The organism is Paraburkholderia nodosa DSM 21604, from assembly GCF_000519185.1.
Lineage (GTDB): Bacteria > Pseudomonadota > Gammaproteobacteria > Burkholderiales > Burkholderiaceae > Paraburkholderia > Paraburkholderia nodosa.
Genome location: NZ_JAFA01000007.1, coordinates 238,129 through 250,996 on the forward strand (window position 1 = coordinate 238,129; position 12,868 = coordinate 250,996).

Here is a 12,868-nt window from a genome sequence, read left to right on the forward strand (position 1 = left end):
TACAGTGAGACCGGAACGCTGACTGGCGGTCAATGAAGCTTGGCGGTTTGGCGACGGTGCGCGGTCGCGAGGTGCGGATTGTCTGCGTGGTCGACGTGGCGCTCCTGCGCGGCGGATTCAGTCACGACCACCCGTACGTCCTGCGCGAAGGCGTCCTCGAACCGGATGCGCGCCACCGTAAGGCAATCCGCAGGCGTGCCGGCCCCCAGACGTACCGCAGTTTGCGCAGTGGCCTTCGCGGCGAGGCCAAATACAGCGACCGCCTCATCCCATGTGAGGCCCGTCGTCATCACTTCCTGAATGAGCCTGCCCGCCACCGCTTCGATCTTCACTCTCCGTTCCTCATTCATCACACCACTCCCGCTTTTGCACGTTATCGCTTGACGTATGGAACGAGCGCAAATTCCGGGCCCGATGCGCAGCTGAGCTTGCTACGGGAGCTGCCTCAATCGATTCCAGGGTGCTCGGGCGCGGCCCCCTGGACGCGTGATGCGTTTTCATTCTGGAATGTTTTCATAGAAAACAAATACCTTATGATAAGAAGACTTATCATAATGGTTTTGTCATGTGTCGATTTCCCGAGAAAACTTCAGCCGCTCTTGCATGGAAAGTCGGATCTAGCGGCGTACGGGGCGCCACTCTCGAGCCGGCGCAGCGCATGTGGTTGCGCGTATTGCCCGGATCCCCCCGCGGCGTGCGTCTGTACTCACTGGTGCGGATCGTGGAAAGCGTCCGCACTGAGGTCGTGGCGGCGCCGGACTGACGTCCCCGCGGGACATTATCCGACGCGCGCGCCCATCACGACGTCTCACGCCTGCGCTTCACACAATGGCTCGGGTTCGCTCCCCGCGCTTGAACCGGCGTTCAGCATGCCCCAAAGCGGTGGTCGGGGAGAAAGAATCGTGGCAAATGCTCCGCTCGCGTAGCCATCGAACATGTACGCCGTTGTCCGCGAAACCAGTGCTTCAAGCAACTTCGCGGCTTCCGGGTCCGGCGATCCGCCGGCCGCGCCCGGGCGCGCGCGTTTGAGAAATTCGAGCCACCACGGCACCAGCGCCTCTAGCTTCGATGGCGGATACTGCCCCGGCGCGGTCGGCGACGGATTGAGCACGGTCGCCACCGCATTCCCGACGATCAGACGGGTCCGCTCCTTCGTGGCCACTGGAATCTGTGCATCGATGAGGCGGATCAATTCGGCATTGCCCTCGACGTTCACCGGTTCGACGATTCGGCTCGCCGGTGTGAAGACCGGACGCGACGCGATCGGCGGAGGGATCCGCTGGACGTAGGTCACGCGGTGAAGCACTCGCCAGGTGGGCGAACTGCCGTCGATCTGGCGCATCGCCCGGGCGTCGGGATCGTTCGACAGACGGATCCAGGTCGGGTCGACGATGCTTGAAAAGTTGGCGCTGTTTGCCGTTGACGGCGGAAGATAAAACGTCATGAAGCGATAGTTCTCCACCTTGCCCGGTGCTTGGCCTGGCGAAAACGCACCCTTGCCGCCGCCATATTCGGCAGGCGCGTCGGGGTTGAAGGTGCGCAGGTAGGCGTCGCCCGCGACCTTGATGTCGAGCGAAAGCGACTGCTCCGTGGTCGTTTCTTTGCTCACCTGCACGTCGACCCGGTGCGTCGCCATGATGTCGAACGACCACGCCACCCCCAGTTTGATGAAGAACTCCCCGTCCGCATGGAATCCGCCGCCGCCGCCGCGAGCGACGTTTCCGGAATAGCTGCGCACGCTCGACGCGGCAGTTCTTTGCTCCTCGGCATGAAGGCCGCCATTGGACGTCCACACATAGCGATTGACGAGCCCCTGGACAGGCGTGGCAACGGCGATCGGGTCGCCGGGCTTCGTTGAGAAGTCCTGGGACTGCGCCTGACGCGCATCGGCGAGGCTGGTGTCCCAGCCGTGCGCCTTGCGTGCCGGATCGAACTGTTGCGCGATGCTCTCGGAGCGCTGCCGTTGCCGGTCGATCGACGCGGCCAGCGCATAGGCTTCAACCGGCTTGAAGAAGCTCCCGCGCCGGGCATCCGCGTCGGGGTAATCCGGGTCGTTGATGAGCCCGATCTTCCCGTCCAGCGTCCCGTTCTTCGTGTAGCTGTTGTTCATCGGGAAGACGATGATGTTCCGGTCCGGCGGTATCGCGGGGTTGGGGAGGATGATCGTTCCCACTGCGGCTTTGGTAGGAGCGAAGGTAATCGCGTAGAGATCCGCGCTGAGCGACTCCACCAGCGCATACGCCGAGTTGTCCACCTCGAAGCGGCGCCCCACCACCGGGTTCAGATAACTGCGCTGGTCGGCCTGATACGGCTCCCAGTCGCCATTGACCCCCATCGTATCGCGCTGGGTCGCACTCCACGACGCTTCGACGCCTTCGCCGTCGCCCGAGCCGATTTCGCCGAAGCCCTTCACCACGGCCTGCGCAATCCCCCGCGCATCGAGCGAGTTGGTGATCACCGAAAACGGTCCGGCGCCGAGGTTGAGGTTTGTCATCGTCCTGATGCCGAGGAGCCCGATCGCCGCGCTGGCTTCGATTTGCGTCGCGTGCGACGAGGACGAGGTGAACACGAGCTTCTCCGCGGCCTCCTGGACCAGGCTGACGGTCGCCGTATCCATGTAGATCATGTACGACGGGTTGCCCGGGTCGAGGTAGTACGGCCGGGTGAGATTTTCGCCGGGCACCGGCGGTGCGCCTTCGATATAGCCGATCAAGGTCGGATCGGTTTGAACCTGTCCGAGGTAGGTGAGATCGAGTTCGCCGATCTGGATCGCGCGCGTGAGCGTCTGGTCCGGGTCGACGACGTACTGGCGTTTGAGTACGCCCCTCTGTCGCGCGGTTCCGACGTTCTGGGCGTCGGCGTAGGAGCCGGTGGCGATCCGGCCTGGCGCCGACTGGGAGTGGTCCGTGATCACGCCGCCGTAGGCGTTACGCACGTACGGTCCTTCGTTCGACAGCGGAGCGGTCGAGGCGCTCAGCCGCGCGGCCTGCACCGGCGGGTCGATATTGTTTTGTCCCCCCGTGATATCGGCGCCGCCGTCGCTGAAATTCCAGCAGGCAATCAGGCCCGACTCGTAGCCATAGCGCGGTACGAACATCTGATCCTGGATCGTCTCGACTGACCGGGCGTCGTCGTATAGCGCGACCTGGGCAATATCGCCGGCGAAACCTGCAATCGCCACTTGCCCAGCGGGTGCGCCCAGTGCGAATTGCGCCTGCGACACCGTTTCCAGTGGTGTCGTGGCGGGCGTGACGCTTCCCACCGGCGCGCCATTGGCGACAAAGGCGAGCGTCGACGTGTCGGCCAGCGAGGCCCACATCGCTGAATTGCTCAACGTCGCGTCGTTGCCGCCAACGAGGTCGAACGCGACGCGCCCGGCCTGCTCGCGGAACGTCCAGCTTGCCGCGAGTCCTTTCGGCGTGCCAGCCTGCGGAAGGCGCGGATATTTCTCGGGAAAGAGCACCTGAACGGACGCGTCGGTGCCCCAGAAGCGCAGCGTGCCCAGCGTCGCGCGCAGATAGTAAAAATCTTCCGCCGCCATCGGCGCGGCGCCGACGACGGGGCTGAATGCGCTACCGATGGTGACGTCGCCCTGGGTCGTGCGGATGTCGACGGAGATCACGCCCTTGATCGTGTCCTGCTTCGTCCCGACCTGGGCGCCGTCCTTGTAGAAGGTAATGGTCCAGATCGCGGCCGGATCGTCGCCCGGCAGGCGCTGCCACGTGAAAACGACCGCGACGTGATGCGTCTTGCCGTCCGCCAGTGCGGCGCCGTTGCTCCTGGCGGTCTGGATCTCTACGGTGCCGATGTCATCGGTAATCACGGCGACAGACAGATGCATCTCGCCCACGTCGTCGATCCAGTACATGAAGCTCTGCGCGTCGGGGTCGTCGTCGTTGGCCCAGCGGGCCATGATCGTGCCGAGTTGTCCGAGCGTTCCGGACGGAACCTCAAGCCAGGCATCGATCGCGAATCGCCCGGTCGGGCCTAGGGCGCCGGCCGGACCGCAGTTCACCCAGTCATAGCGGTCGTTCTGATAGCGCGCCGCAGGATTCATCGCCAGCGCACCGCCCGCCTGGTAGATGAGCGCGAGATGGTTCCAGCGGCCGTTCGCGAGCAACGTGTCGGCTTCGACCGAGGCGAGACCGCCCACCGACGCGATGACCGAGAGGAAAAATGAATCGTCCTCGGTGCCGAGGGGCTGGTGGTAGAGGAACAGCGGCGCGTCCCAGTCCGTTGACGTCTGGGCGGCGGTGTTGCGAACAAATTTTCCCGTACTGCCGCCGGTTTCGATCGCACTGAGCGGCCAGTTGCCGAGCAGCCCGGGTTCGAAGCCGCTCATCGACGTGAGCCAGGTGCGCCGGATATCCGCCGCCGAGCGGGCAATCGACCAGTAACGGATCTGCGCCATGCTGCCGAAGAGTGAGGCGTTGCTCGGCGTATTCGCGCCGATGACGAGGAAGGCGGCCGACTGCGTTTGCATCGCGACGCTGGAGAAAGAGTCCGTGATGTCGGCGTCGAGCAGGATTTGCAGGGTCCAAAGCTTGCTCGCGGCATTCTGCTCGCCCGTGAGCGCGATGTGCGACCAGGTTGGCTGATTTTCATCGTCGACCGCCGGTACGATCACGCTGCTCCGGTAGACGTGGGCGCCCGAACTGTTGTCGAGCGTTGCGATCTCGATGTGCCGGTCCGCGGTCAGGCCGACCACGAGAAACGGTGTGCGGCCCGGCTCTCCGAGCTGGATCACTCCGCCGATGGGCGTCGTCGCGCCGCTTACCGGCGGCGCGGCCTGGTCGTTGGGCTTGACCCAGAATTCCCAGGTGAATGCGCCGACCGGCATGAAGCTGCCCTTGGCGCTCGTTCCGGTCTGGAAGTAGGACGAGTCGGGTACGCCGGGCTGTTTCGTATAGCTCGAGCTCTTGACGACCTGCTGGCTTTCAAGCGCCAGGGCGTAAGCGAGAGCCGGCGACCCGGATGGGACCGTGGTCACATTGTCGAGGAACGTGGCAAGTCGTTGATGCTGACCCGAACTGGGCCGGACCCAAGCCTCGAGCGTCCAGTCCCACTGAGGGCGCAGATTGGCGGAGACGGGAATGACAGCGCCGTTGGCCGTGACGGGAACGATCACGTTGTTGGTGCCGCTGAACGAGCACTGCTGCTGCACTGGCGGGCGGATCCAGACGCCGCTTTCCAATGCATCGGCATCGGTCTCTGGAGAGAGGGCGCGCGAGAGCGAGCGCACCGCGCCCGTGGTGTTCTGGACATAGGCGGTCGCCCCAGCCGACGGACGCAGCGAAGTCGCAATGAAGCCGGCCATCCGGGTCGGATCGAGCTTCGATGCGGGATTGAAACTGTGCCTCTGCACGCCAGCGGCATACTGCCCGGCGGTGACGGCCGCTGCCGTCAGGTCGATCGCCGGCACCAGCACATCGAAAAGTGCGGCAGTCGCGGCGAGTCCCATGCGCCCCACGGGCGCATGGGTGATCTGTACCTGTCCGGCCGCGCCCGTGCCGTCGATGCCGAGGCCGAGCGCCTTGAAGTCGGCGTTCGTCTGCAGCGCCGTGACGAATTTTGCTACATCGGCGGGAATCCCGTTGATTGGCACGCTGTTGCCGTCGAACGCGAAGGTGACGTCACGCGCGCCGTGGACCGAGGTGCTGGCCGCAACCGTGATCGTCATGGCTGGCACGAGCGCGTTGGTGCCCAGCGAGTACAGGATGACCGGCGCGGGAATACCCACGGCGTTGGTTGCGAGTCCGAAGAGCGGCGTGCCGTTGGTGTCGGCGGGATAGGCATAGGTGGACGGCGCGGCAGCGCCATCGAAGAGATCGCCGAAGGTGGCGACGTCGAACGGGACGGAGCGCCAGTGCACTGTCAACACCACGTTCGCGGGGGCGTGAAACGTGATCGTGTAGTCCTGGCTGGTGCCGTTGGCGGTGACGCCAACCGAAGCGAGAGCGAGGTCGGCTCTCGTCGTGACGAAGGTCACCACCGGCGGCGGGCCGTCGCTCACGCCGGCCGGCAGCGTCAGCGGGAGCCGGGCGATCGCATGGCTGCCAGCGTAGTCGAAGAAGGTCTTCGCGCCGGAAAGCACCGCCGGATCGGCCGAATCGCTCGACGCGTTGCCGTTAAGGACATCCATGAACGGACCAAGGGAGCGTGGGACGCCGTTCCATGTCTCGGCCGGAAGCCCGCAGACGGCTGGATAGACGATCGACACATTGCACAGATCGGCTGCGGAGGGGCCGTTCGGCGCGAGGGTGCCATCGGCAACGGCGATCGTCGCGCCGGCCATGATGCCGCCGCTTTGCAGCGCGTAGAAGTCCACCGCGCCATTGCTTTGCTCCTCGACTTCGGTCATCACCCACGGAACCGATAACACCAGCCGGTTTGCGCGGGCATCGAACTGGGCGACCATCGCCTGCGGCAACTTCGGATCGAGCGAACTCCAGCGATCGAACGGCGCAGTCGGCAATGGGCCGCCGAAATACAGATGGACCAGGCCGTCGTCGCCGAAGTACAAAACCGGGGACTGCCTGGGTTGCAACTGGCCGAGCACCATTGACGAGACCAGCAACCCATCGACGATCTGGATCGTGTCGGGCAGATCGGCAGGTTCAGGGTAGGCGGGCGCCCGCGTGTCCGGCGTGAAGACACCATTCATCAGCTTGCCGTCCACGAGAACCAGCGACTGGCCGCTGGCAGGGAGCAGCGAGATGTTGCCGTCCTGACCAAGGGCAAAGTCGTACACCGCCACCGCCGCGCTCAGCCCGCCGCCGCTCACCGGGACAGCCAGCATCAGATGCCCGGCGCGCTGCAGTTCAGCTTCGTTTCCCGCGGCGGTCGACGCCCGCTCCTGCTCGGCATAGAACACGAGCGCGGGGGCGAGGCCGGCGATTGGTGTCAGCGCTGGTCCGCCATTGCGCAGCGTCGGGGCAATCAGTGGATAGACAACCGGTGTCTCGGTGAAGTCGGTGAGCCCCGACGACGAGCAACGGACCTGATGCAACTGCACGCCGGTGGCGGTGGCAACCGCCGCGTACAGGAGCGCGATCTCGGGATCGGCGCTCGGCACACGGGCCACGTCATACGCCCCTGCTTTGAGTCCGTTGATACGGGCGAATTCGATCGTCGGCTCGAAGAATGGCTCGCCGGTCGGATCGAGAAACGCTTCGCCGTCCACCTCGTCGAGCGGCACATCGCGCAGGCCGCTGCGGCGAAAGCGTACTTCCCAGGCTGGCTCGAGAGCAAAACGCTCGACGCTTTTGCCGTCTTGCTGCTCCGATCGCGACAGCAGACCCACGCGGTTCATCAGCAGCGTGCCCGCCGACGATTGTCGATAAATGGTGAGAAACGCGCCGTCGCTCGATACGCGAAACGACGCGTCTGCCGACGCAACCGGTTCGGCCACGGGGGTGACGGTCAGCAGATCCATTCCTGCGAGTCTCAGTTCTCGCGCGGGCAGGGTGGCCGCGTCCTCCGCATTTTGGGGGAGTGCGGCCGCAACGACCTCCGGAAACTCGTATCGATACCAGCCATTCCACGCAGCGAGATCGTCACCGGAGGAGGCCGCTGAGGGATCGAGAACGCGAAAATAGAGCGTTCCGACCGTGGCCGACCGGGCACGAGCAAAAAGAATCAGTTGACTCTGGTGCGTGACCAGAACTGGATCGATGAGATCGCTTCCCCATGCGTCATCCGAGGGGCCGTTATTGATCGCGCTCATGTAATGAGTCTCCGCTTCAAGGAATAACACGCGAAAAAAAGTCCACGCGACCGCACGCGCCGCGCTACCAACATGGCGGCGCGGCTCGCGATACGGTGGGTACGTTCGATCGTCTAAACGGCAGACAGCGTGACGTATGGATAGATGTAGGCAGCGGCGTAGTAGAACTCGGTGTACAGATTGCACGTCGCGACGTAGCGAGCGGCATTCTGGCCAGAGAGTGCCGCGGACGCAGAAACAGTGGACAGTGTGTTGACGAAGTAGGTCACCGTGAGGGTGGTGACGCCGTCGGCGAGCTGGTAGGAGATTGAACCATCGCAGCCAAGCGTGGCGTCTTTGGGATCCTTGTTGACCCAGAACCCGTCCTGATGTGTTGCCGGCGTGTCGCCCGCATTGATCTTCCCGACATAGGAATCGAGATTGCCATGCGAAACGCTCGACCCGGAATACGTCAATACGCCGCCGCTGTTGTTCGTGAAGAAGCCGATCGCCCAGTTGTAGGTGGCGCACGCGTGCGGCGTAGGTTTGTAAATGGTGGCGCCGGACTCCAAAACCGTAGGTGCGCGTGGAGGAGCAATCATCTGCTCGACCGTTTTGCGAAGCCGCCTGGGCGTGAGGCTCTTCACCAGTCGCAGCGGTTCGAGCGTCAGGAATTTTCCACTCGTGTCGTAATCGAATTTGGCAGCGAAGCAGGCATTTTCCACCAGACCGGCGGCGTCGCCTTTGACGATACCGCCTTCGCTCCGGATCATCTCGATAAGGTGTGCTAACTGCTTGGGTGTCACGTTTGGGATTACAACTTCATGAAGGTCGTCCATTGCCGTGCGCTCCGTATTTGGGTGGTTGTTCGCTACTTCCGGAGAAGTCGAAAAAAGTACCACTCCTCCAGACTGATCAGCGGGCTATTATTCGCGAAGTCAAGCGATCCACGCGAAGGCAAAGTCCGCAAGGAGACGAGGGAAAAAATTTCTACACCGGGGAAAACCAAACTATTCTTGGCACCTTGTCATCCGGTTATAGAAAAGTCCGAATTTCCTCAATGCCAGGATTGGCGAATTCACTTCGTCTTGCTTAAAAATGCAAATTTATGAAAACTATGCCAAATATATAAAACTCACCGATATTAATAAACATGTTCTCCATAACTTGTTAGCTGCCGCGCAGCAAGCAGGATTACGCATCGATATGAAATCGATACGACTCGCTGAGTTATTGAAAAAGCAGGTAAACGACGCATATCTCCCCGGAAATCGTTCTGGCGAACGAATAATGCATTACGTCTCAGTGCGAGCCAAAGTGGCACGGCAACCGAAAGGAAACGAGGGTTCTTGTGTGGTCTCAAATTTTCTTTTTGGCTGAGTCAAGAGTAACACGCTTTGCCAGGAAATCAAGGAGGTGCGAAATTATGCGAGCTAGATAAGCAGCATCAGGAAATTATTAAGTGAGGCAGAGGCGGCATCGCGAATGAATGCGTGCCGCGAGGATTTGGTGACGTCAACCAAAGTGTGAGTGTCGCGCAGTACGGTCTTGCTCGACCGCCGAAATTGTTGACGCCGTCACCTTCGCACGATCCAGGTCCGGCGGGGTGCCTCGATGGACGAACGTAACAGACTCGTTGCGATTGGGGAGAAGCAGGTCGGCGCGAGCTCAATGAGCGTGGTCGACGTTGGCGGCGAGTGTTGATTCCCGAGCAGATCACGATTGCGCAACTGCATCAGGTGATGCAGCTCGCCATGGGCTGGAACGACGAACACCTGCACCGGTTCATCATCCGCGGATGGCGTTACGGTGGACATCGCGACGGTGCGTTCCAATTCTTTGACGGCCCAGACACCCTGTCGCTGTCGGCGTTTGACCTGCACGACCATGAGCGCTTTGCCTACCTGTACGCCTTCACCTCGTAGTGGTTACATGACGTGCGCGTCGAGCGGCGCACGTGCAACCAGCGGTCAAGGCCGCTACCATGCTGCATCGCGGGCTCCGGGCGTTGTCCGCAAGAAGACAGCGGAGGCCCCGAGAGATGGGGTAATCGTACTTTTCGTGCAAAATCTGGCGGTCTCCCCCGTAAGCCTTTGTCGACAAGGCTTTCCGACAGGCTCACATCCGTTGGCCGCCCCGAATTGAGTGGAGGGCGTAACATATCCGCCCGCGATTCGGATCGCGTCATCTCGATGGGGCAAGAGATGTCGGGCTTGGGATTTCGCTATGTGGGAAGTGACCGGTTGCCGATGCGACTGTCGGAATTCGATGTGGAGCGCTATTTCGCACTGACCGACAGCGACATCGCGGCGATCAATGAGCACTTTCGGCCCGATCGGCGCGCTGGGGTGGCCATCCAACTGGTATTCCTGCGCGCAAGTGGGCATAGCCTCGGCCAGGTCGTTACGCTGCCCCGCCAGTTACTGCACTACATTGGCCAGCGGCTCGGCCTCCCAACGCCGACGATCGCATCGCTCCGGACACTATATCGTCGGTACAAGACGCTCTATGACCACCTTATTTGGGCCTGCGGATATCTGGGCTTGAAGTCGATCGGACCGGACCAGTGGGCAGACCTCGAAGCATGGATGCGCCAGGATGCCAAGGAATCGCTCACGCTCGACGAACTGCTCCAGCACACGAATTGCTGGCTGTACGAACGAAGGATTCTGATTCCCGCCGACCGGACGTTGCGGGATCTCGGACGATCAGTCTGGGCTGAGATCGAGAGCAACACTCTCGCCCTTATCAACGCGACCATCCCTGAGACCCAACTGGTGCGCGCCTATGCAGCGCTATCGAGCCAACATGACGCCATAGGCATAACCGTTCTCGAGTGGCTCAAGACACCGCCGGCCCGGCACAGTCCGACGACGCTCACGGAAACGCTGGAGAAGATTCGGTTTCTCAAGGAAATCGGGGTGCACACATGGACGCTAGACACCGTGCCGATCGATAAGCAGCGTGCCTGGGCGCAGCGGATTCAGGCGCGCCGTCCGGTGAAGACCCGCGAGATCAAGGTTTCGACGCGCACTCTTGAGCTGGTATTTTTCCTGCGCGTGACGCTGCTCGAGTTGACCGATTCGCTGCTCTATCAAACCGGGCGCCGCGTTTCCGATCTGGTTCGACACGCCTACAACAGGACCACAGCGAAGCAGGCTCGCTCTGCAGTTGAATATCGACAACAACTGGTCGCGATCAAAGCGCTCGTTCGTGACAACACGCGCCCGGCAGAAGCCCGACTTGCAGAGATTGGAGCACTGCTTGGGGAACTACCGGACAAGCCACCCGCCAGCCATGCAGCCAGCGTGCGCGAAGCGCTGACTGATGATTACCGGCGCATCCGTAGTCTCCTTGCACCCTTATGTGAACTGGAATTCTCGGGCAGGGACACGGAACCAAGCCTGCAGCAACTCGAGCTTATCGCCAGGCTGCACGATAGCGACGCGACGGAGTTGCCCATTGACCACGGAGTGCCGATTAGCGCCAACTGGCGCGCTATGGTCGACTGCGACGATCGCAAGCGTGCACTGCGCGCTCTGGAAGCCGCCGCGATCACGAGCCTGCGCAAAGACCTGCGCCGCGGGTCGGTGTGGGTCAACCACAGTCTGTCCTTTCGTGAACGTGACCAGATGCTGATTCCGCCGTCAGATTGGGAGTCCGAGCGAAACCGACACCTATCGTTACTGGGTCTACCAGCTACAGCGGAGCCCTTTCTCGAGCGATTGACTGCGAACCTGAAGGCCGGCCTCTCGGCGCTGGAGGAAGCTCGCGAAGCCGGCCGCGTGACAATCGGCAGGGATGGCGCTCTGCACCTCTCGGCGATTGAGGCGCTACCGACGGACGGGCTACCGAGGCGCACGCGCGACCTGCTGTTCAAGGCGATCGGCACAGCGCAGTTTGCGGATCTGATCATGGAAGTTGATGTTCGCACGGGCTTTAGCGAAGTACTGCTGGCGCGGAAGGCGCGCGACGCCAACGAACTTGTCTCGCTCTACGGTGCGCTGATGGCACACGGCACCGAGATCGATGCGAAGGGCGTTGCCGCCATGATTCAGCAAGTCGATGCTGCGGCAATTTCGACCACGATGTGTGTGCTCGAGATATCGGGCCGGCTGTCGCGTGCCAACGCGCGCGTGGTCGAGTTTCAACGTACGCACCCCATCACAGAGTTGTGGGGAACTGGGCAACGAGCCTCAAGCGACTCGATGAGCCTGGATACTTCACCTCATCTGTTTTACGCTCGTGTTGATCCGCGCAGGCGCACCCATGCAGTCGGTATCTACACGCACGTCCTGGACCAGCACGGCATCGTGTACAACCAGCCCATCGTCCTTAACGAGCGCCAGGCGGGGGGTGCAATTGAAGGGGCAGTCCGCCACAGCGAGACGCGCGAAGATGGCGGCATGCTCGCGCTTGCTGTTGATACACACGGGTATACGAACGTGGGGATGGCCGTTTCGAAGCTGCTCGGCTTCGACCTCTGCCCGCGGCTGCGTAATTTGTCGGAGCGCAAGCTCTATCTGCCACGGAATATGGCGATTGCCAAAGATCTAGCTCCCATAGTGGACCATGGTATCTCACTGAAGCCTATTCGCGAGGGCTGGGACGGACTGCTACGGCTCGTTGCATCAATCAAGTCAGGACGCCTCAGCGCCATCGTCGCGTTGCAGCGATTCGGTAGCGCAGCGCAAGGGGATCCTATTTATCGGGCCGCGCAACAGCTTGGCAAGCTGCTTCGTACCCTGTTCCTGTGCGACTATTTCAGCAACGCCGAGTTTCGCCGGGAACTGCATGCGCTACTCAATCGCGGTGAGTCGGTGCACGAGCTCCAGCGTACGATCTACACGGGCAAAGTCACGCCGGAGCGCGGCCGCCGTCGTGACGAAATGATCGCGATTTCTGGCTCCTTGACACTGCTGACGAACCTGGTCATCGCATGGAACACGCAGCACATGCAAGCGACGGTCGACGCCTGGCGCGGCAAGGGGCAGCGAGTCGACGATGATTGGCTGCGCCGAATGGGGCCGGCGCATTCGGCGCATGTGAATTTTCGGGGCACGTTGCGATTTCCACTCGAGCAGTATCAGGACATGCTGCTCGAAGCAGCGCCCTGGCAGCGTGCGGCCCGATCGTGAGGGCCACCTTCGCGGAGGGGGCAAG

Annotated in this window: 5 protein-coding genes; 2 read left to right on the top strand and 3 right to left on the bottom strand. The window is 62.1% G+C overall.

What is annotated here, in order from left to right; genetic code table 11:
* Positions 1-29: 29 nt before the first annotated feature.
* The 3 genes from A3CW_RS0112695 to A3CW_RS0112705 form a co-directional block, all read right to left on the bottom strand.
* Positions 30-332, bottom strand: coding sequence for a hypothetical protein (locus A3CW_RS0112695; protein WP_028203916.1), 303 nt, complete (start codon positions 330-332; stop codon positions 30-32).
* A gap of 476 nt (positions 333-808) precedes the next feature.
* Positions 809-7,912, bottom strand: a complete 7,104-nt coding sequence (locus A3CW_RS0112700; protein WP_154677923.1) for a LamG-like jellyroll fold domain-containing protein — start codon at positions 7,910-7,912, stop codon at positions 809-811.
* Entirely contained in the window at positions 7,840-8,544 is a 705-nt protein-coding gene (locus A3CW_RS0112705; RefSeq protein ID WP_154677924.1) for a hypothetical protein, read from the bottom strand. Before A3CW_RS0112705 ends, A3CW_RS0112700 begins: the two co-directional genes overlap by 73 nt.
* Before the next feature lie 858 nt (positions 8,545-9,402).
* Between A3CW_RS0112705 and A3CW_RS46110 the strand changes: the two genes are divergently transcribed.
* Together A3CW_RS46110 and A3CW_RS0112715 are read left to right on the top strand one after the other, a co-directional pair.
* Positions 9,403-9,630, top strand: a complete 228-nt coding sequence (locus A3CW_RS46110; RefSeq protein WP_035512915.1) for an IS1096 element passenger TnpR family protein — start codon at positions 9,403-9,405, stop codon at positions 9,628-9,630.
* Between the two features lie 279 nt (positions 9,631-9,909).
* Positions 9,910-12,843 carry a Tn3 family transposase gene (locus A3CW_RS0112715; RefSeq protein ID WP_028203919.1) on the top strand — a complete coding sequence of 978 codons (2,934 nt, stop codon included), beginning with the start codon at positions 9,910-9,912 and terminating at the stop codon, positions 12,841-12,843.
* Positions 12,844-12,868 lie beyond the last annotated feature (25 nt).

Excerpts from the sequence above, each read along its gene's own strand:
- A3CW_RS0112705 (WP_154677924.1), bottom strand. The coding sequence starts at position 8,544 with ATGGACGACCTTCATGAAGTTGTAATCCCAAACGTGACACCCAAGCAG.
- A3CW_RS0112715 (WP_028203919.1), top strand. The coding sequence starts at position 9,910 with ATGTCGGGCTTGGGATTTCGCTATGTGGGAAGTGACCGGTTGCCGATG.